Genomic DNA, 21942 nt, shown 5'->3' with positions numbered 1-21942 from the left:
CGTCGAGACGAAGGACGTGCCCATGCGACACCTCATCTCCATCAGCGACCTGACCGACGACGACCTGCGGGGCCTGGTCGAGCGGGGGGCGGAATTCGCCGCCGGGGCCCGGGCGAAGTCCCTGGAGGACGCGATCGTCGGCGTCTACTTCCGGCGGACGTCCACCCGTACCCGTACCGCGTTCACCAGTGGTGCCCTGCGGCTCGGGGCGAAGGTGGTGACCTTCGGCCCCGACGACCTGCAGCTGAACACCGGGGAGACCACCGAGGACACCGGCAGGGTGCTCTCCGGCATGCTGGACCTGCTGGTGGCCCGCACCGCGGACGCCACCGAGGAGCTGCGGACCTGGGCGGCCGGCGGGCGGATGTCCGTCATCAACGCGATGAGCGCGGAGGAGCACCCCACCCAGGGGCTCACCGATCTCACCACGCTGCAGCACCACTTCGGCCGCGTCGAGGGACTGAGGGTCCTGTACGTCGGCGAGGGCAACAACAGTGCCGCGGCCCTGGCTCTCGCCCTGACCCGGTTCCCCGGGACGGAGCTCGAACTGCGGACGCCGCCCGGATACGGGCTGGCGCCGGAGATTCTCGCCACCGCCACCGAACAGGCGGCGCGCAGCGGGTCGAAGGTGTCCGAGCAGCACGACATGGACGTCCTGCCCGCGGGTGTCGACGCCGTCTACACCACGCGCTGGCAGACCACCGGAACCAGCAAGCCGACCGCCGACTGGCGGGAGGTCTTCGCACCGTTCCAGGTCACCCGCGAGCTGTGGGAGGAGAGTCCGGACGCCGTCTTCCTGCACGACCTTCCCGCCCATCGCGGCCAGGAGGTCACCGCCGAGGTGCTGGACGGGCCGGCGAGCATCGCCTTCACCCAGGCCACGCACAAGCTGCACAGCGCGATGGCTGTCCTGGAATGGTGCTGGGCCGATCGGCCATGAGTGACGAGGGGGGGTATCGGGTACGGCGAAGAAGCAAGCACGCGCTGCCGACGCTGCGCAGTTACCGCGACTTCCGGCTGCTGTGGACCGGCTCCGCCATGTCCGTCATGGCGGAGCGCTGCTCGGGCATGGCGTTCACGCTGCTCGTGCTGTGGGACACCGGATCGGAGAGCGCGGCCGGACTCGTGGGCTTCGCGGGGCTGTTGCCGGCGCTGCTGGTCCAGCTGCCTGCCGGTGTCATGGTGGACCGGCTGAACCGCCGCCGGGTGATGATGACGTGCGTCATCGTGCGCATGGTCGCGGTCGCCACGGTGGCTGTGTCGCTGCTGGGGGACACCGTCTGGGTCTGGCACATCGCGACGGTGGCGTTCATCCAGAGCAGCATGACGGTCTTCTACCAGCTGTCCGAGCGGGCCATGGTCCGCGGTGTAGTGCCGCCCAGTCAGCTGGGGGCGGCGATGGCGACGAACGAGGCGCGTTCACGGGGCGTCAACTTCATCGGGCATCCGGTGAGCGGTGCCATGTTCGGTCTCTCGGCGTGGATGCCGTTCATGTCGAGCGTCGGGCTGTACCTGCTCTCGCTGATCACGCTCGTGCGGCTGCGGGGGGAGAAGGAGCCGCCTCCCAGGCCGGGCAACAAGCGCCGCAACATGCGGGCCGACATCGCGGTCGGGCTGCGGTGGGTATGGGATCGCGCCTTTTTCCGTACGGCGCTGTTGATCATCGCGGGAAGCAATCTGGTCTTCCAGGGGCTCATCCTCACGGTCGCCGTCGTGGTCAGGGAGGACGGCGGCGCCGCCGGCACCATCGGGCTGATCATGGCGTCCGGCGGTATGGGAGGGCTGTTCGGGGCCCTGGTCGGCGGCTGGCTGAACAAGAGGCTGGCGATGCGTCAGATCATGATCCTGGCGCATGTGACCTGGGCGCTGGTCATGCCCGCAGCGGTATTTTTCAGACAACCCGTGGCACTCGGTGTGCTCTTCTTCATAACGTCTCATATAGGAGCCGCTGTTACTGTCTCCGGCATGTCCTACCAGGTGCGCATCACCCCCAACAACATGCAGGGGCGGGTCGGCAGTGTCGTCATGCTCCTTGTGTCGGGGGCGAGTTCACTCGGTGCGCTCGGTACCGGGTACCTGTTGGAGGCGGTCGGCACCCGGCACACGCTCATGGTCGTGTCGGGAGTGATGGTGGTGCTCGCCCTGGTCGCCACGGTGGTCTTCACCAGGCCGGGTGCGGCGCTCGAGGACCGGCAGGACAGTGCACCGCCCCCACAGCCCGAGCCGGTTGCCATCGCGGACGGGTCGACGGCCGATCCCCTCACCACCCTGGAATTGCGGAGAATCGATGGATGACGCAGTGCGGCTCGAGTCGCTGACCAAGACCTACGGATCCGGGGACAGCGCGGTGACGGCGCTGCGCGAGATCGGTCTGTCCTTTCCCCGCGGGAGCTTCACCGCCATCATGGGCCCGTCGGGCTCCGGCAAGTCGACCCTCCTGCAGTGTGCCGCCGGGCTCGACAAGCCCACATCGGGGCGGGTGTTCATCGACGGCAAGGACATCGTCGGGCTGAACGAGACCCAGCTCACCGAACTCCGCCGCGAGACCACGGGGTTCATCTTCCAGGCCTTCAACCTGCTGCCCTCGCTCACTGCCGAGCAGAACGTGGCGCTGCCGATGCGGCTGGCCGGGCGCAAGCCCAAGCGCCGGACCGTGCAGCAGGCGCTCGCCCAGGTGGGACTGGAGAACAAGGCGGGCAGCCGGCCGAGCCAGCTCTCCGGTGGTCAGCAGCAGCGTGTCGCCATCGCCCGTGCGCTGGTGGCCCGGCCGGCCGTGCTCTTCGCCGACGAGCCCACCGGCGCGCTCGACCTCACCACGGGGCGCGAACTGCTGGACACGTTACGGCAGTTGGCCGGTGCGCCGGTGTCGGATGCCGGCGTCGTGCCCGCTCCCGGTCACGGCGAGCGGGTGACGACGACGATCGTCATGGTCACGCACGACCCGAACGTGGCCGCGTACGCGGACCGAGTGCTGTTCCTCGCCGACGGCAGCCTGGTGGGCGAGCTGCGTTCGCCCACCGCCGAGGCGGTCGCCGCGCGGATGACGGACCTGGCGGTGTCGCGGTGATCAGGGTTGCTTTCCAGACCCTGCGGGCACGGTGGGTGTCGTTCCTCGGCACCGTCGTGGCGCTGGTGCTCGGGGTCGCGCAGGTCGCGGCCATGGGCGTACTCATCATGACCATGCTCGACCTGCCGGACCGGCCGGTGGAACGGTTCGCCGAGGCACCCGCCGTGGTGCAGGCGTCCGACCCGGACTGGGACCCGGCCCATCACGACCTCGGGATCCGGTCGCTCGCGGCCGCCCAGGGCATCTCGGCCGAGCTGAGCGAGAAGGTCGCCGCCACCGGCGAGACCGTGGTCGACCGTGCCTTCTACGCCCAGATCGAGGGCGGCCCCGCCGACCAGGTGGGCCACCCCTGGCCGGTGGCACGGTTCGGGGGCTACGACCTGGCCGACGGCAAGGAGCCGTCCGGCGCGAAGGACGTCGTGGTCCCGTCGGACCAGGCCCGTACCGGCGACAAGGTGACGGTCCTGACCGCCTCCGGCGTCGAGCAGTACACGGTCAGCGGCACCGTCTCCCCGGTCGGCTGGGAGGACGCCGTCTTCTTCACCGAGGCGGAGGCCGCCAGGCTCTCCCCGCGCATCGAGTCCCTGGTGGCGCTCGGCCCGGTCGCCGACGTACGGGCCGCCGTCGGCGACAGCGCCGCGGTGCTCACCGGCCAGGACCGGCACAAGGCCGATGCCAGTGAGGCGGCCGACCGCGAGACGCTCGACAACACCATCACGCTGGTTCCGGTGATGGCCAGCGTGGCCGGCACCACCGCGATCTTCGTGGTGGCCTCCACCTTCGCCTTCGCGGTGGTCCAGCGCCGCCGGGAGGTCGCACTGCTGCGTACCGTCGGCGCCACCCCCAAACAGGTGCGCAAGATGGTCCGCAACGAGGCGCTGCTCGTCGGCGTCGTCGCCTCCGCGGTGGGCACGGTCCTCGGACTGTTCGGCGCGCAGCTCCTCGCCGACATGCTCATCGCGATGGACGTCTCGCCCGAGTGGTTCACCGTGGAGCCCTCGCTGCACTGGACCGTTCTGGCGCCGCTCGCCGCCGCCTTCCTGGTCGGCCTCCTGGTGGCGGTCGGCGGTGCGGCGGCCGCGGCACGCCGGGCCGGCAGCATCCGTCCCATCGAGGCGCTGCGCGAAGCCTCGGTCGACGACACGGGGGTGACGCCCGGCAGGGCGCTGCTCGGTGTCGTCGCCCTGGTGGGCGGTGTCGGGTGGACGGCGTGGATCGCCGTCGCGTCCCCGACGAGCGTGCTCTCGCCCACGGTCTACGTCGTGTCGCTGATGGTGCCGGTACTGGCCGCGGCGGTGCTCGCGCCGCTGGTCGTCGGACCGCTCACCAAGCTGCTCATGCTGCCCTTCCGGGGTGCTTCGGGGCCCACCGCGATGCTGGTGCGCGAGAGTGCGCTGACCTCACGGCGGCGTACCGCTGCCACCGCGGCCCCCGTCCTGCTCACCGTCGGGCTGGCCTTCTCGCTGCTGGCGGCCACCGACTCGCTCGGTGCCGCACGTGACAACGGGCTGCAGAACCGGGTCAGTTCGCAGTACGCGCTCGCACCCGACGGAACCCCGGGCATCAGCCCGCAGGTGATCGAGCGCGTCGCGGCGATCGACGGCGTGCACATCGCGGCGCCGATCCTCACCACCGTCTACACCAAGGACGAGGACCGGTACGAGGAGAACGACGGCCTCGTCGTCGATCCCGTCGCGCTGAAGAAGACGATGGACCTGAAGGTCATCGACGGGTCCCTGGACGACCTCGACGACAACAGCACGGCCGTGGCCGACCTGTGGGGCATGGACGTCGGCTCCCGGCTCGCCGTGGAGATGCCCGACGGCGAGCGCGTCGAACTGCGGGTCGCGGCGACGTACAAGGCGCTGCGGGGCGAGGACGTGGCGTACCTGCCGCAGCGGTTCGCCCCGTCGGCCGTCTACGCACGGGACGGTCTCGCGCGCAGGGCCTACATCACGCTGGACGACGGCGCCGATCACGCCGCGATCACCGCACAGATCCGCAAGGCGGTGGCCGGCGGCGGAGCCGAGTTCATGACGAGGGACCAACTGGTCGCTTCCGAGAGCGCGTACGCACGCCATCTCACGGAGGTGCGGCAGCGTTCCACCGCGTTGATCATCATGATCTTCTGCTTCATCGCGATCCTCAACACGCTCCTCATGGCGACGGCCGACCGGCGCCGCGACCTGGCGGTGCTGCGGATGGCGGGTGCCACGCCGAAACAGGTCGTCCGGTTCTTCGTCGCCGAGTCCCTGCTGGTGTCCGCCATCGGGGTGGCACTGGCACTCGCGGCCACCGCGGTCAACCTGACCGGCCTGTGGGGTGCGCTGCTCCAGCTGTTCGGTACGACACCGATCGTCGTGCCGTACGTCATCGTCATCGCCGTCGCCGTGGTGTCCACGCTCCTTGCCGTGATCGGCACGGTGCTGCCCGTCGGCGCGGCACTGCGGGCGCGGACCGTCCAGTTCCTCGGCTCGCGCGAGTAGCCCGGCCACGCCTTCCAGGGGCGCCCCACAGCCTTCCGGCAGCAGGGCGCCCCCCACCCGCAGCACCCCGAGACCCACGCGGTCCGGTCCCGCCTCCCCCGACGGGACCGGGCCGCGTGCTGCGTTGTGGCCGCGTGTGTACGGATGCGTTCAGTAGAGGGCCGATATAGGCGGGCGTCCGAAGCTGAGTGCGAATCCGACCACCGAAGGGAAACCGACATGGCTGACGAGCAGACCGACAACCGCGTCTACCGGGTCGTCCTGAACGACGAGGAGCAGTACTCGATCTGGGACGCGGACCGGGAGCTGCCGGCCGGCTGGCACACCGAGGGCACCGAGGGTGCCCGGCAGGTCTGCCTCGACCGCATCGAAGAGGTCTGGACGGACATGCGGCCCGCGAGCCTGCGCCGCCGCATGGAGAAGTCCGGCGCCTGAGCAGGAACCGCCGGCAGGACCGGCGCAGCACCACGCAGGACACCCAGTGAGACGTACGGAACGAAGGTCGGGAGGGGCGCTCAGCATGAGTACTGGCGAAGTTCGCACGGGCGGACAGGCCGAGGAGAGGCGCGAGGAACTGGTGCGCGCCCGACTCGCCGGAGGCCGCAGCGGCCGGCGTGCCGCAGTGGTGCCGGTCGAGCGGGGCGGACCGCTGGCGCTCTCCCACGGTCAGCAGCAGATGTGGTTCCTGAGCAGGCTCGACCCGGACAGCTGGGAGTACAGCGTCCCGGTCGCCCTGCGGCTGCACGGGCCGCTCGACACCTCGGTGCTGCGCCGCAGCTTCGAGGAACTGGTGGCGCGGCACGAGATCCTGCGCACCCGGTACCGCCTCGAAGGCGCCGAGCCGGTCCAGCTGATCGACCCTCCCGCCCCGTTCGGCCTTCCGGTCGACGACCTCACGGGCACGGCGGACATCGCCGAGCGGGAGCAGCGCGCCCTCGCACTGGCCGAGGCGGAGCCCGGCCGCCCCTTCGACCTGGAGAACGGCTCGCCGCTGCGGGCCCGGCTCATCCGGATCGCCGACGACCACCACCTGCTGGTCGTGGTCTTCCACCACGTCGCCTGCGACGAGTGGTCCGTCGGCCTGTTCATGTCCGAACTCTCCGAGGTGTACGGGGCGTTCGGCGAGGGCAAGCCGTCACCCCTGGCGCCGATGGCCGTCCAGTACGCCGACTACGCGGCCTGGCAGCACACCCGCCTGGCCGGTGACGGCCTGACCAAGCAGTTCGACTACTGGCGCGGTCAGCTGGCCGGCAGCACCCCGCTCGAGGTGCCCACCGACCGGCGCCGCCCGGCCTCCCGCAGCTTCGACGGCGACGCGGTGCCCATCGAGATCCCGGCCCCGCTGGCGGAGAAGCTCCGCACGCTCGGGTCCGCGCACGGCGCCACCCCGTTCCAGACCCTGCTGGCCGGCTACCAGGCGCTGCTCTCCCGGTACACCGGTCGCGACGACATCGCGGTCGGCACCGTCGTGTCGGGCCGGAGCCGCCCCGAACTCGAACAGCTCATCGGCTACGGCATCAACACCCTCGTCCTGCGCGGACAGTGGCAGGGCGACCCGACGTTCCGGGAACTGCTCGTCGGCGCCCGCGAGACCGTGCTCGACGCCTTCGACAACCAGGAGTTCCCGTTCGCGCGTCTCGCGGACGAACTCGTGCCGGTGCGGGACATGTCCCGCACGCCCCTGTGCCAGGTCGCCTTCACCATGCACCGGGAACGCACCCGCGACTTCCGGCTGCCCGGCGTCGAGGCGGAGTCCCTGCACGCGACCTCGCGCGTCTCGCGCTTCGACCTCACCCTCCAGCTGAGCGAATCCGCGGACGGCGGCGTCCGGGGCACGCTGGAGTACAGCACCGCCCTCTACGACCGGGCCACCGCCGAGCGCATGGCCCGGCACTTCGTGCGTCTGGTCGAATCGGCCGCCGCCGACCCGGACCTGCGGCTCTCCCGCCTCGACATGCTGGACGCATCCGATCTGGCCGTCCTGCTGCCCGAGCCGGAGCACTTCGAAGCGCCCGACCGCTGCGTCCACGAGCTCGTCGAGGACCGGGCCGCGGCCACCCCCGACGCGATCGCCCTCGTCTTCGGCAACCAGCAGCTGAGCTACGCCGAACTCAACGCACGGGCCAACCGGCTCGCCCACCACCTGCGGGCCCACGGAGCCCGCCCCGGCGGCCTCGTCGGCGTCAGCCTGGACCGCAACCTCGACCTGGTGCCGACCCTCCTCGCCGTACTCAAGACGGGCGCCGGCTACCTGCCCCTGGACCCCGAGCACCCGGCCGAGCGCATCGGCTACACGCTCAAGGACGCGGGCGCCCGGATCGTCGTCACCTCCGGTGCGCACGCCGCGCACCTGACCGACGTCGTCGACGGCCTGCTCGTGGTGCTGGACGGCGAGGCGGAGACCGCCGCCCTGGCCGAGGCCCCGGACAGCAACCCCGAGTCCGGGGCGGTACCCGAGGACCTGATCTACACCATCTACACGTCCGGCTCCACCGGCCGCCCCAAGGGCGTCGGCCTCAGCCACACGAACGTGCTGCGCCTGTTCACCGCGACCGAGGAACACTTCGGTTTCGACGAGAACGACGTCTGGACGCTCTTCCACTCCTACGCCTTCGACATGTCGGTCTGGGAGATCTGGGGCGCCCTCGCCTACGGCGGCCGTCTCGTGGTCGTCCCGCCGGACGTGGCCCGCGCCCCCGAGGACTTCCTGCGCCTCCTCACCGAGCAGCGGGTCACCGTCCTCAACCAGACCCCGTCCGCCTTCCGCAGCCTGGTCTCCCTCGCCGCCGACGGACACCGGCTGCTCGACGAACTCTCCCTGCGTGTCGTGTCGTTCGGCGGCGAACGGCTGGACATCCCGGGCCTCAAGCCCTGGGTCGCCCGCCGCGGCCTGGAGCAGACCGCGCTGGCCAACCTGTACGGCATCACCGAGACCTGCGTCCACACCACGTACCACCTGCTCACCGAGTCCGACCTGGAGTCCGACACCGGGAACGCGATCGGGGTACCGCTGCGCGACCTGCAGGTGCACCTCTTCGGCCCGCACGGCGAGCAGGTACCCGTCGGAGTGCCCGGTGAGATCCACGTCGGCGGTCCCGGCGTCGCCCGCATGTACCTCAACCGGCCGGCCCTGACCGCCGAACGCTTCGTACCCGACCCGTACGGAAAGCCCGGCTCCCGGCTCTACCGCAGCGGTGACCTCGCGAGCAGGCGGCCCGACGGCAGCCTCGACTACCTGGGCCGCATCGACCACCAGGTGAAGATCCGCGGCCACCGCATCGAACTGGGCGAGATCAAGGCCGCGTTGACCACCCACCCGCGCGTACGGGACGCCGTCGTCGTCGCCCGGGAGGACACCCCCGGAGACCGCAGGCTCGTGGCGTACGTCGTACCCACCAGCGATGCCGTGGCCGCACCCAGCGAGCTGCGGACCCTGCTGGCCGGGTCACTCCCCGACTACATGATTCCGACGGCCTTCCTCGTCGTCGGGAAGATCCCGCTGACCGTCAACGGAAAGCTGGACCAGGCCGCACTGCCCGCCCCCGACCGCAGCGCACTCGGGGTCGAGGCCGCCCACGTCGCGCCGCGCACCGCGGCCGAGGAGGAGATGGTCTCGGTCTGGCGCGAGGTCCTCGGGGTCGAGCAGGTCGGCGTCGAGGACAACTTCTTCGACCTGGGCGGCGACTCGCTGCGCGCCGTCGCGCTCGTCGGCGCACTGCGCGACGGCGAGTACGACGTGACGGTCCGCGACGTGTTCGAGCACCGGACCCCCGCCGAGCTCGTCGCCTTCATCACCGGACGCCCCGCCCCGGCCAAGGCCGAACCGGCCGTCGAGCCCTTCGCCCTGCTCGCGCAGGAAGACCTCGACCGGCTTCCGGCCGGCCTCGTCGACGCCTACCCGCTGGCGCAGGTGCAGCTCGGCATGGTCGTCGAGATGCTCGCCGACGACGGCCGCAACCACTACCACAACTCGACCTGCTTCCGGATCCTCGACGACCAGCTCTTCGACCGCGAGCTGCTCCAGCAGGCCGTGGACACGGTGCTGGCCCGGCACGAGATCCTGCGCTCCTCGTTCGCGATCGAGGGCTACTCCGTACCGCTGCAGCTCGTCCACGCCCCGTCCGATGTCACCTCGCCGGTCGACGCACGGGACCTGCGGGGCCTCGACGGCGCCGCCGTCGAGGCGTCGCTGCGCGCCTTCATGGCCGAGGAGCGCACCCAGCTCTTCGACCTGACCCGGGCCCCGCTCATCCGCTTCACCGGACACGCCTGCGACGACGGCTCCTGGTGGCTGACCCTGACCGAGTGCCACGCGGTACTGGAGGGATGGAGCCACCACTCCCTGCTGATGGAACTGGCCACGACCTACCGCGCGCTGCGCGACGGGACGCCGGTCGAGGAACCCGCACCCGCCGCCGTGCGGTACGCGGACTTCGTCGCCGCCGAACTGGTCTCCCTGGCCGGGGACGACGACCGCGACTACTGGCGGACGGTCCTCGAGAACAACGCCTCCTTCGAACTCCCCGCCGGCTGGGGCGACGACCCGGAGGAGACCCCGCGCGGACTGCACCGCGCCTGGGTGCCATACCACGACCTGGACGCCGGACTGCGGACCCTGGCCAGCAAGGCGAAGGTACCGATCAAGAGCGTCCTGCACGCGGCGCACCTCAAGGTGATGAGCCAGCTCACGCCGGAGGAGTCCTTCTTCACCGCCCTCGTCACCAACGCCAGGCCGGAGGCCGTGGGCGCCGAGCGGGTGTACGGGGTCTACCTCAACCCGCTGCCCTTCGCCTTCACCCGTGGCGCCGAGACCTGGCGCGATCTGGTGCGCCAGGTCTTCGACCAGGAGATCGAGGTGTGGCCGCACCGCCGGTACCCGCTGGGCGTGATGCAGCGCGAGCTCAGCACGAGCGACCGGCTCGTCAACGTCCGCTTCAGCTACCAGAACTTCCGGCAGGTCGACCAGGACCTCGTCGACTACCCGGCCACGCTCGACGACAGCCCCACCGAGTTCCCGCTGGGTGTCTCCACCCGCGCAGGGTTCATGGTGATCACCGCGAACCGGCACCTCATCGGCAGGGAGGGCACGGACCGCCTCGCCGCGATGTACCGGTCGGTGCTGGAGTCGATGGCTGCGGATGTGGAGGGTGATGCCCGTGAGGTGTTCCTGCCCGGTGGTGAGCGCGATCTGGTGCTGACCGGGTGGAACGATTCGGCGGTGGTGGTGCCGGAGGTGTCGGTGCCTGAGCTGGTGGCGCGTCGGGTGGTCGAGTCGCCGGGTGCGGTGGCTGTGGAAGCCGGTGGGCGGTCGTTGTCGTTCGCCGAGTTGGATGTGCGGGCGAATCGGTTGGCGCATCGTTTGCGTGCGGCTGGTGTGGGCCCGGAGTCGACGGTTGCGGTGCTGCTGGATCGTTCGGTCGATCTGGTGGTGTCGTTGCTGGCGGTGTGGCGTGCGGGTGGTGGGTTCGTTCCGATGGACCCGGTGCTGCCGGCGGGGCGTATCGCGGGGATGGTGGCCGACGCCCGGGTGACGGTCGCTTTGACGTCGGGTGCTTACGCGGACCGGTTCGATGTGACCGTGGTGCGGGTCGACGACGAGGACGGTGTGTCGTCGTTCCCGGAGTCGGCTCCGGATGTGGTTGTCGATCTGGATTCGGTGGCGTACACGGTGTTCACGTCGGGTTCGACGGGGCGGCCGAAGGGTGTGCAGGTTTCGCATCGCAGTCTGGTGAATCATGTGGACTGGGCGGTGCGGGAGTTGGTGGCGTCGGGTTCGGGTGGTGCGCCGGTGTTCTCGTCGGTGGCCTTCGACCTGGTGGTGCCGAATGTGTGGGCGCCGCTGGCTGCGGGTCAGCGGGCGTGGCTGTGGGACGGGGAGCTGACGGAGCTGGGCGAGAGCCTGGCGGAAGCCGGTCCGTTCTCCTTCATGAAGTTGACTCCGGGCCATCTGGAAGTGCTGTCGGGCCAGTTGTCCGACGCCCAGATCGAGGCTCTGACGTCGCGTGTGGTGGTTGCCGGCGAGGCGCTGCCGGGTGGTCTGGTGGAGCGTTGGCGGGTGTTGCTCGGTGAGGGTCGTGTACTGAATGAGTACGGGCCGACCGAGGCCACCGTCGGGACCTGTGTCTTCCCGCTGGTGGAGGCGTTCGAGGGTGTGGTGCCGATCGGGCGTCCGCTGCCGAACATGACCATGCGCGTTCTGGATGCCGGTTTGCAGCCGGTGCCTGTGGGTGCGGTGGGTGAGCTGTTCGTCGGTGGAACGGGTGTGGCACGCGGTTACGCATACCGTCCGGGGGCGACGGCTGAGCGGTTTGTGCCTGATCCGTTCGGGCCGGCGGGTGCGCGCTTGTACCGCTCGGGTGACTTGGTGCGGTGGCGTAGTGATGGTGCGGTCGAGTTCCTGGGCCGTATCGATGACCAGGTGAAGGTGCGGGGTTATCGCATCGAGCTCGGTGAGATCCGTGCCGCGTTGGTCGCACATCCGCAGGTCACCGATGCCACCGTGGTGGTGTCGGAGGACCAGCGCCTCATCGCGTACGTGGTCGGCAGCACCGATGACCTCTCGGCCTGGCTGGCCGGCTCGCTGCCGGAGTACATGGTCCCCTCGGTGTTCGTCGGGCTCGACTCCCTGCCGCTGACGGCCAACGGCAAGATCGACCGGCGTGCGCTCCCTGACCCCGAAGGGTCGGCGGAGGACACCTACGTGGCACCCCGTACCCCCACCGAGGAACGCATCGCCGCAGTGTGGAGTGGCGTTCTCGGGCTGGAGAGGGTCGGGGTCGAGGACAACTTCTTCGATCTGGGCGGTCACTCGATCAAGGCCATCGCCCTGGTCGGTGCCCTGCGCGCCGAGGGCTTCGAAGCCGGTGTCCGGGACGTCTTCCAGCACCGCACGGTCGCCGGGCTCGCCACCGCGCTCACGGGAACGGAACCTGTCACCGAGTCCGCCGTCGTCGCGCCGTTCGCGCTGATCGGGGACGAGGACAGGGCGAAGCTGCCCGAGGGCCTCGTGGACGCCTTCCCGCTGGCACAGGTACAGCTCGGCATGCTGGTCGAGATGCTCGCCGACGAGGGCCTGAACAAGTACCACAACACGACCGCGTTCCGGATCAAGGACGGCCGCCCGTTCGACGTCGAGGCCCTGCGCCGCTCCGGGCAGGCCGTGGTGGAACGCCACGAGATGCTCCGCGCGTCCTTCGACCTCGAAGGCTTCGCCGTTCCGCTCCAGCTCATCCACGCGAGCACCGTCATCCCGGTGACCGTGCAGGATCTGCGAGGACTCGACGCCGAACAGCAGGCAGCAGCGCGCCGGGCGCACATCACCGCCGAGCGGGCCGAGACGTTCGACCTGTCCCGCGCCCCGCTGCTCCGCATCTCCGCACTCGTCGAGTCCGACGAGGCCTGGTGGCTGTCGGTCAGTGTCTGCCACCCGATCACGGAGGGCTGGAGTCACCGCACCCTGCTCAGCGACATCGTCGAGGGCTACCTGCGGGTGCGCGGCGGCGAGACCCTGCCCGAGGTGCCGGTCCCCGCCGTGCGGTACGCGGACTTCGTGGCCGCCGAGCTGGCGTCGCTGGCCTCGGACGAGGACAGGAACTACTGGCAGGACGTACTCGGCTCGCACGCCAAGTTCGAGCTGCCCTCCGGCTGGGGCGACCCCGAGCCGGGGCACCGGGCGAACACCGTGCACGTGCCGCTCGGCGACCTCACCCCGGCGCTCCGGGCTGCCGCGAGCGGCACCGGAACGTCACTCAAGGCTGTGCTGCACGCGGCGCACCTGAAGGTGATGAGCCAGCTGACGGCCGAGGACTCCTTCTGCACCGGCCTGGTCTCCAGCGGCCGGCCCGAGGTCGTGGGCGCCGAGCGGGTCTACGGCATGTACCTCAACACCGTGCCGTTCGCCTACGAGCGCGGCGCACGAACCTGGCGGGAGCTGATCCGCCAGGTCTTCGACCAGGAAGGCGCGCTCTGGCCGCACCGTCGCTTCCCGATGCCGGTGATGCAGCGCGAACTGAGCGACGGCACGCGCCTCCTCGACGTGCGCTTCAGCTATCTCGACCTGGCGGACGCCCAGGCGGAGTCGGACGTCGTCGACACCGACTCCGGGGACGGTGAGGGTGCCACGGAGTTCGGTCTCGCCGTCGCCGCCCGTGGCAGCGGTCTGCTTCTCACGGTCAACCCCCAGGTGCTCGGCGACGCCGGCGCACAGCGGATCGCGGCGATGTACCGGTCGGTGCTGGAGTCGATGGCCGCGGATGTGGAGGGTGATGCCCGTGAGGTGTTCCTGCCCGGTGGTGAGCGCGATCTGGTGCTGACCGGGTGGAACGACTCGGCGGTGGTGGTGCCGGAGGTGTCGGTGCCTGAGCTGGTGGGCCGCTGGGTTTCCGCGGTGCCGGATGCGGTGGCTGTGGAGGCCGGTGGGCGGTCGTTGTCGTTCGCCGAGTTGGATGTGCGGGCGAATCGGTTGGCGCATCGTTTGCGTGCGGCTGGTGTGGGCCCGGAGTCGACGGTTGCGGTGCTGCTGGATCGTTCGGTGGATCTGGTGGTGTCGTTGCTGGCGGTGTGGCGTGCGGGTGGCGGCTTCGTTCCGATGGACCCGGTGCTGCCGGCGGGTCGTATCGCGGGGATGGTCGAGGACGCCCGGGTGACGGTCGCGTTGACCTCTGGTGCGTATGCGGATCGTTTCCCGGGCGTGGAGACGGTGCTGGCCGAAGGGGATGTGTCGTCGTTCCCGGGTTCGGTTCCTTCTGGTGTGCTGGATCTGGATTCGGTGGCGTACACGGTGTTCACGTCGGGTTCGACGGGGCGGCCGAAGGGTGTGCAGGTTTCGCATCGCAGTCTGGTGAATCATGTGGACTGGGCGGTGCGGGAGTTGGTGGGATCGGGTTCGGGTGGTGCGCCGGTGTTCTCGTCGGTGGCCTTCGACCTGGTGGTGCCGAATGTGTGGGCGCCGCTGGCTGCGGGTCAGCGGGCGTGGCTGTGGGACGGGGAGCTGACGGAGCTGGGCGAGAGCCTGGCGGAAGCCGGTCCGTTCTCCTTCATGAAGCTGACTCCGGGCCATCTCGAAGTGCTGTCCGGCCAGTTGTCCGACCAGCAGATCCAGGCCCTGACGTCGCGTGTCGTCGTGGCGGGTGAGGCGTTGCCGGGTGGTCTGGTGGAGCGCTGGCGGGTGTTGCTCGGTGAGGGCCGTGTACTCAATGAGTACGGTCCGACCGAGGCCACCGTGGGGACCTGTGTCTTCCCGCTCGTTGAGGCGTTCGAGGGTGTGGTGCCGATCGGGCGTCCGCTGCCGAACATGACCATGCGGGTCCTGGACGCGGGTCTGCAGCCGGTCCCTGTGGGTGCGGTGGGTGAGCTGTTCGTCGGTGGTACCGGTGTGGCACGCGGCTACGCATACCGTCCAGGCGCCACCGCAGAGCGGTTCGTGCCCGACCCGTTCGGGCCGGCGGGTGCGCGTCTGTATTGCTCGGGTGACTTGGTGCGGTGGCGTAGTGATGGTGCGGTCGAGTTCCTGGGCCGTATCGATGACCAGGTCAAGGTGCGGGGGTATCGCATCGAGCTCGGTGAGATCCGTGCCGCGTTGGTCGCACATCCGCAGGTCACCGACGCCACCGTGGTGGTGTCCGAGGACCAGCGCCTCATCGCGTACGTCGTCGGCAGCACCGACGACCTGGCCGAGGGGCTCAGGGCTTCGCTCCCCGAGTACATGGTCCCGTCCGTCTTCGTCGGGCTCGACGCGCTCCCGCTGACCGCGAACGGCAAGATCGACCGCCGCGCGCTCCCCGACCCCGAGGGATCGGCGGAGGACACCTACCTCGCCCCCCGCAACCCCACCGAGGAACGCATCGCCGCTGTCTGGCGTCGTGTTCTGGGGCTGGAGAGGGTCGGGGTCGAGGACAACTTCTTCGATCTGGGCGGTCACTCGATCAAGGCCATCGCCCTGGTCGGTGCCCTGCGCGCCGAGGGCTTCGAAGCCGGTGTCCGGGACGTCTTCCAGCACCGCACGGTCGCCGGGCTCGCCATCGCGCTCACCGGAACGGAGCCCGGCCAGGAGGATGTGGCGGTCACACCGTTCGCCCAGGTGTCGGACAAGATCCGGGCGACGCTGCCGGACGGCCTGGTCGACGCGTACCCGATCTCCAAGGTGCAGCTCGGCATGCTGGTCGAGATGCTCGCCGACGACGGGCTGAACAAGTACCACAACACGTCCACGTTCCGGATCAAGGACGGCCGGCCCTTCGACGCCGACGCCCTGCGCCGCGCCGGGCAGACGATCGTGGAACGCCACGAGATGCTGCGTACGTCGTTCTCCCTGGAGGAGTTCGACATCCCCCTCCAGCTGGTCCGTGCGAACGCCGTCATCCCGGTGAGCGTGCAGGATCTGCGGGGCCTGGACGCCGAGCAGTTCGCGGAGTCCCGCCGGGCGCACATCGCGGCAGAACGTGCCGAGCTGTTCGAGCTCGGGCGGCCTCCGCTGCTCCGTATCGCCGCGCTCGTCGAGTCCGACGAGGCCTGGCACCTCGGCTTCACGCACTGCCACGCCATCACCGAGGGGTGGAGCCAGCAGTCGCTTCTGATGGAGGTGCTCGACGTCTACCACGCGTACGCCGCAGGTGAGGAGCCGGAGCAGCCGGAGCCGACGGCCGTGCGCTACGCCGACTTCATCGCCGCGGAACAGGAGTCCCTGAAGTCGGACGAGGACCGGGACTACTGGCAGGGGATCGTCGACAGGCACTCCATGTGCGTACTTCCCGCGGACTGGGGCGACGGCAACGGCGCCCCGCGGGAGGACTTCAAGCTGTCGGTGGAGTTCCGCGACATCGAGCCGGCCCTGCGCGCCCTGGCCACGTCCAGCGGCACGTCGTTCAAGGCGGTCCTGCTGGCCACGCACCTGAAGGTGCTCAGCACGGTGACCAACGAGCCGGCCTTCCACACGGGAGTGCTGTACAGCGCACGCCCGGAGGTTCCCGGGGCCGAGCGGGTCTACGGCATGTACCTCAACACGCTGCCGTTCGCCCACGACCGCACGGCGAGGACCTGGAGCGAACTGGTCCGGCAGGTCTTCGACCGCGAGGCCGAGGTGTACAACCACCGGCGCCATCCGCTTCCCGCTGTGCAACGCCTGGCCGGCGGGCGAAGGCTGTTCGACATCATGTACCGCTACCAGGACTTCCATCAGGTGGACACCGGGACGGTCGATGTACAGGGCGGGGCGGGTGACAGCTCCAACGAGTTCACGCTGTCGATCGCCAATGTGCCCGGGCGGCTGGTCCTGCGGGCTGTCAGCACCGGTCTGAACCGGGCGAACGCGGAGAGGCTCGCCGGCATGTACCGGGCGGTGCTGGAGGCCATGGCGGCCGACCCCGACGGAGACGTGGACGCGGCGCTCCTGTCCACGGCGGAGCTGACCCAGGTGCTCGAGGACTGGAACGACACCGAGGTGGAGTGGGGATGAGCAGATACGTGCACGAGGTGATCGAGGCGACCGTCTCGGCCACCCCCGATGCCGTCGCCGTGCAGGTGGGCGCCGAGACCCTCACGTACCGCGAGCTCGACGTCCGGGCCAACCGGATCGCGCACCGGCTGCGCGAGGCCGGGGTGGGGCCCGAGTCCGTGGTCGGTGTCCTGCTGAAGCGCGGGCCGGACACCCTGCCCTGCCTGCTGGGGATCTGGAAGGCGGGCGGCGCCCACCTGCCGCTGGACGCAGGGCTGCCGGCGGACCGGCTGACCTACATGCTCGGCGCCGCGGGAGCCCGGCTGATCGTGACGCAGGGAGGCCTGCACGAGCGTCTCGGCGGAGGGTACGACGGTGAGGTCGTCGATCTCGACCGTGACCGCGCCCTGATCGCGGCCCGGCCGGACACGCGTCCGGACGTGTCGGCGGACCGGGATCCGAAGGACCCGTCCCGCAGGCACCGGCTCGCGTACACGCTGTTCACCTCCGGCTCCACCGGACGCCCCAAGGGTGTGCAGATCGCGCACTTCTCCCTGCTGAACGTCCTGTTCTCGATGCGGGAGCGGTACGGGGCGGGCCCGGAGCACGTCTGGCTGGCGCCCACGTCGCTGTCCTTCGACATCTCGACGACCGAGCTCTACCTTCCGCTGATCACGGGCGGCAGGGTGGTCCTCGCCGATGACGACGAGGTGCACGACGCGGCCGCTCAGCTGCGGCTGATCGAAACCGCCGGGGTCACGCATGCCCAGGCGACCCCGGCGGGGTGGAAGCTCCTCATCGCCGCCGGGCTCGGCCGTGTCCCGCTGACCGTCATCACCGGCGGTGAGGACTGCCCACCCGCGCTGGCCCGTGATCTGGGCGGCCGGGTGGACCGGCTGGTCAACCAGTACGGTCCGACCGAGGCGACCGTCTGGGCCACGGCCTGGGAGGTCGCGCCGGACGCCGGCAGTGTGCCGATCGGGCGTCCGATCCACAACTACCGGGCGTACGTGCTGGATGCCGTGCAGCAGCCCGTACCGGTGGGTGTGGTCGGGGAGCTGTACATCGCGGGCGCCGGTGTGGCCCGCGGGTACGTCGGCCGGCCGGGACTGACGGCCGGGCGGTTCCTCCCGGAGCCGTTCGGCGGCCAGCCGGGTTCGCGCATGTACCGGACGGGTGACCTGGCGCGGTTCAGGGCGGACGGGGAGCTGGAGTGCCTCGGCCGGATCGACAACCAGGTGAAGATCCGGGGCTACCGCATCGAACTGGGTGAGATCGAGGAGGTGCTCCTGGCCCACCCCGAGGTCGAGGACGCGACGGTGATCGCACGCGAGGACGGCAACGGCGAGAAGCTGCTCGTCGCCTACGCGGTCACCGACGGGCCGGCCGGACAGGCGCAGTTGCGGGCGCATCTGGCCGCGTCTCTGCCCTCGTACATGGTGCCCGCCGCGTTCGTCCTGCTCGACGCGATGCCGCTGAACGCGGCCGGCAAGGTCGACCGCAAGGCACTGCCCGCACCCGGCCGTACGGCACTGGTCGCCGACCGGGAGTACGTGGCCCCGCGCACCAGGACCGAGCGGCTGCTGGTGGAGACGTGCGCCGAGGTGCTCCAGGTGCCCGAAGTGGGCGTACGGGACCGGCTGCTGGACCTGGGAGCCGACTCGATGCGCATCGTCCATGTGATGGCCGCCGCCCGGAAGGCCGGGCTCGACCTCACCCTGCGCATGCTGCTGGACAGCGAGACGATCGAGGATCTCGCGCTGACGATCGACGGCGCGAAGGCGGAGGGGACCGATGGGTCCGGTGAGACCGAAGGGGGAGCGAGCAGGCCGATGACGGTTGCTACCGCAGGAGGACCGCAGGCCGCGTCCGACGTGACCGGGGCGATGGAGGCGCACGGAGTGCCGGGTGCCGCGGTCGCGCTGCTCAGGGACGGCCAGCTGGTCGGGTTGCAGGCCTACGGGATCCGGGCGACCGGGACCGGTGCTCCGGTGACGCTGCGGACCCGGTTCCAGGCCGGTTCGATCAGCAAGCACGTGACGGCGTTCGCCGCGCTGCGTCTCGTCGACCGGGGGGTGCTCGACCTGGACGCGGACATCGACGGCTATCTGGCGGACCGCCGCGCCCCCAGAGCGGCGGGCGGCAGCCCGCTGACGCTGCGCCACCTGCTGTCGAACACGGCCGGCCTGTCACAGACCCCCGGCACCTGGTGGCGGCCGGGTGAGGCCATGCCGAAGCTGACCGCCGTACTGGACGAGGTGGGGGCCGAGCACGAGCCCGGGGCGCTGTTCCGCAAGGCGGGCAGCCAGTGGGCCATGATCGAGCAGCTGCTGACGGATGTGACCGCACAGGAGTTCCAGGAGTTGGCGGCAGAGCTCGTGTTCGGTCCGCTGGGCATGCGGGACAGTTCCTTCCTGGCTCCCGAGGACCCGCACGCCGTGGGCCGGGACATCGCGGACGGTCACGACCAGCACGGCAGTGCGCTCCTGGACGGCTACCGGGTACGTCCGGTGCTCGCGGGCAGCGGGCTGTGGTCCTCGCCCTCCGATCTGGCCCAGCTGGCGGTGGAGATCCGGCAGGCCCATCTCGGCTTCTCGGACCTGCTGTCCGCGAAGTCCGCCGGGGTCATGCTCACGGAGGCGTTCCCCGGGAGCTTCTACGGCCTGGGCACCGTGGTCGACGGCTCGATGGCCGACCCGGAGTTCGGGCACGGCGGGCAGACGGCCGGGTTCCGCGCGCTGACCTCGCTGCAACTGCGGTCCGGCAACGGCTGTGTGGTGATGACGAACTCCGACAACGGCAAGCATGTGCACAAGGTCGTAGCGGCGCTCCTCGGCCGTGACGTCGAGGTCAGCGCGGGCTGAACCGCACGTCGGAACGCTGGAGGTGACGGGTCGCCGGTTCATCCGCGCGGCCCGTTCCGGCCCCCGCGACCCGGCGCGGGGGCAAGGCTTCCACCCCCTCGTCACAAGGCCAAGGCCACGGCGTTACCGAACGGATAACCCGCGAATAAAGCCCCCGCATAGCTTCTGCAGCGAGCACACGTTCGTATTAGCCAGACGGGGGGTGCCGAATGGACTTCCGAGTCCTCGGCCCGGTTGAAGCTCACAAGGACGGCACACGTGTTGCGCTGTCCGGTTCCAAGGTCCACACGGTGCTCGCGACTCTGCTGCTCGCCAGAGGCCGCGTGGTGTCCGACACCCGACTCAATACGCTCCTGTGGGGATGGGAGCCGCCGGCGACGTCCGGCGCACAGATCTATACGTACATGTCCAGACTGCGCAAACTCCTCGGCGACGAGGTCAGGATCGAGCGCCGCCAGCCCGGCTACCTGCTCGCGGCGCCGCACTGCAGGGTCGACCTCCTGGAGTTCGAGCGGCTGGAGAAACTGGGGCGCGCCGCGCTGCGCCGCAAGCGGTTCGGCGAGGCCGGGGCGCTGCTCACGGAGGCACTGGGGCACTGGCGGGGGAGCGCGCTCTCCAACGTCACCGAACACCTCGCCGACGCCGAGCTTCCCCAGCTCGAGGAAGCGCGGATGCACGCGCTCGAAAGCCGGATCGAGGCGGACCTCGCCCTCGGCAGGCACGAGCAGCTGACCGCCGAACTCACCGGACTCGTCGCACAGTTCCCGCTCCGGGAGAAGCTCCGTGCGCAGCTGATGACGGCCTACTACCGCGGCGGGCGCCAGAGCGACGCGCTGCAGAGCTACTACGAGGGCCGCAGCCTGCTCGCCGACCAGCTGGGCATCGACCCCGGCGAGGCCCTCGGATCAACGTACGAGGCCGTGCTCGCCGGCAACCGTGGACCCGGGCCCGGAAGCAGGATCCAGCAGCCCGGCCACTCCGACTACGAGGACGACGACGCCCCGGCGATGCTGCCCCCGGACACCGAGGAGTTCATCGGGCGCCAGGCCGAACTCGCCGCCCTGCGCACCCAACTGGCGGACTCCGCGGCCGGGCGGGGACCGCGCCACCTGCTGGTCACCGGTATGGCGGGCGTGGGCAAGACCGCGCTGGCCCTGCACGCCGCCCACACGAGCGCGGCGCACTATCCCGGCGGTTTCCTCTTCGCCGAGCTCGCCCGGCCCGACGGCAGGGCGAGACCGCCCGCCGAGGTCCTCACGACGCTCCTGCGAGGGCTGGGTGAACACGTCGGCACAGGCGGCCCGGGCAGCGGCGCGGACGGGCACATGGAACTGGACGAGCTGGTGCGCCTCTACCGGGCGCGCACGGCGGGCAGGCGCCTCCTGGTCGTCCTCGACGGCGCTGTCGGCAGCCGCGGGCTCGACCCGCTGCTGTCCGGATCACCGGACGCGGTCGTCCTGATCACGAGCCGCGCCCGGCTCACCCAGGTGACCGGCGCGAGAACGACCGCGCTCGCCCCGTTCGGCGACGGCGCCGCATTCGACCTGCTGGCCGCGTCCGCAGGCCGCGCACGGCTGCTTGCCGAACCCGACGCGACGGACGATGTGCTCGCCTACTGTGCGGGGCTGCCGCTCGCGCTGCGCATCACCGGCTGCAGGCTCGCGGCGCGCCCCTACTGGCCCGTCGCACGGCTCGCCGACCGGCTGGCGGATCCGGAGGCCCGGCTCCAGGAGCTGTCCTTCGGCGGGATCGACGTGGTCGGTGCGCTCATGCCGGCACTGCGGCAGCTGCCCGAACCGGACCAGGCACGGGCCACGCTGGTCCAGCTGGCAGACATCGGCGTGGATTCGTTCCCGGCGCAGCGGGCGGCCACATATCTGGGGACCCGGGAGTCTGCCGCGGAGCAGCGCCTGGAACAGCTGGTGGACGGTGCGCTGCTCGACATCTGCGGTGTCGACCGCCAGGGCAGGCCGCTCTACCGTTTCCACGAACTGGTGCTGCTCCTCGCCGGATTGCTGAAGGAGACGGTGAAGGAGACCGCGCACCGGGGACAGCCCGAAGCCACCGCCGCCCGCTGAGCCTGCGGTGCTGCTG

The 21942-nt window shown here is 70.6% G+C and carries 8 protein-coding genes; all 8 read left to right on the top strand.

Features of this window, described 5'->3' with window-relative positions; genetic code table 11:
• The first annotated feature begins 22 nt into the window (after positions 1-22).
• The 8 genes from ACFW9O_RS15740 to ACFW9O_RS15705 all read left to right on the top strand — a co-directional run bounded on the left by ACFW9O_RS15740 (position 23) and on the right by ACFW9O_RS15705 (position 21926).
• Positions 23-940 carry an ornithine carbamoyltransferase gene (locus tag ACFW9O_RS15740; RefSeq protein WP_351171565.1) on the top strand — a complete coding sequence of 306 codons (918 nt, stop codon included), beginning with the start codon at positions 23-25 and terminating at the stop codon, positions 938-940.
• Complete coding sequence (locus ACFW9O_RS15735; RefSeq protein ID WP_384609529.1) at positions 937-2295, top strand: MFS transporter; 1359 nt, start codon at positions 937-939, stop codon at positions 2293-2295. Before ACFW9O_RS15740 ends, ACFW9O_RS15735 begins: the two co-directional genes overlap by 4 nt.
• Positions 2288-3067 carry an ABC transporter ATP-binding protein gene (locus ACFW9O_RS15730; protein WP_384609526.1) on the top strand — a complete coding sequence of 260 codons (780 nt, stop codon included), beginning with the start codon at positions 2288-2290 and terminating at the stop codon, positions 3065-3067. Before ACFW9O_RS15735 ends, ACFW9O_RS15730 begins: the two co-directional genes overlap by 8 nt.
• The gene (locus ACFW9O_RS15725; RefSeq protein WP_384609523.1) at positions 3064-5553 is read left to right on the top strand and encodes an ABC transporter permease; all 2490 of its coding nucleotides are present in this window, start codon (positions 3064-3066) and stop codon (positions 5551-5553) included. The genes ACFW9O_RS15730 and ACFW9O_RS15725 overlap by 4 nt, the downstream gene beginning before the upstream one ends.
• Positions 5554-5772: 219 nt before the next feature.
• A complete protein-coding gene (locus ACFW9O_RS15720; RefSeq protein ID WP_329209918.1) occupies positions 5773-5988 on the top strand; it encodes an MbtH family NRPS accessory protein in 216 nt (71 codons plus the stop codon).
• A gap of 85 nt (positions 5989-6073) precedes the next feature.
• Positions 6074-17005, top strand: a complete 10932-nt coding sequence (locus ACFW9O_RS15715) for an amino acid adenylation domain-containing protein (protein ID WP_384609520.1) — start codon at positions 6074-6076, stop codon at positions 17003-17005.
• Complete coding sequence (locus ACFW9O_RS15710) at positions 17002-19848, top strand: amino acid adenylation domain-containing protein (RefSeq protein ID WP_384609517.1); 2847 nt, start codon at positions 17002-17004, stop codon at positions 19846-19848. The genes ACFW9O_RS15715 and ACFW9O_RS15710 overlap by 4 nt, the downstream gene beginning before the upstream one ends.
• 209 nt (positions 19849-20057) lie before the next feature.
• Positions 20058-21926 (top strand): BTAD domain-containing putative transcriptional regulator, encoded by a 1869-nt coding sequence (locus tag ACFW9O_RS15705; RefSeq protein ID WP_384609514.1) that lies wholly within the window; start codon positions 20058-20060, stop codon positions 21924-21926.
• Positions 21927-21942: the final 16 nt, after the last annotated feature.

The organism is Streptomyces sp. NPDC059499, assembly GCF_042749285.1.
Classification (GTDB): Bacteria; Actinomycetota; Actinomycetes; order Streptomycetales; family Streptomycetaceae; genus Streptomyces.
The sequence above is the reverse complement of the archived record's forward strand: the minus strand, read 5'-3'. Positions and strand labels throughout refer to the sequence as shown.

Bases quoted from the DNA above. Each gene is read 5' to 3' on its own strand.
- ACFW9O_RS15740 (WP_351171565.1), top strand. From the start codon at position 23: ATGCGACACCTCATCTCCATCAGCGACCTGACCGACGACGACCTGCGG.
- ACFW9O_RS15735 (WP_384609529.1), top strand. From the start codon at position 937: ATGAGTGACGAGGGGGGGTATCGGGTACGGCGAAGAAGCAAGCACGCG.
- ACFW9O_RS15730 (WP_384609526.1), top strand. From the start codon at position 2,288: ATGGATGACGCAGTGCGGCTCGAGTCGCTGACCAAGACCTACGGATCC.
- ACFW9O_RS15720 (WP_329209918.1), top strand. From the start codon at position 5,773: ATGGCTGACGAGCAGACCGACAACCGCGTCTACCGGGTCGTCCTGAAC.
- ACFW9O_RS15715 (WP_384609520.1), top strand. From the start codon at position 6,074: ATGAGTACTGGCGAAGTTCGCACGGGCGGACAGGCCGAGGAGAGGCGC.
- ACFW9O_RS15710 (WP_384609517.1), top strand. From the start codon at position 17,002: ATGAGCAGATACGTGCACGAGGTGATCGAGGCGACCGTCTCGGCCACC.
- ACFW9O_RS15705 (WP_384609514.1), top strand. From the start codon at position 20,058: ATGGACTTCCGAGTCCTCGGCCCGGTTGAAGCTCACAAGGACGGCACA.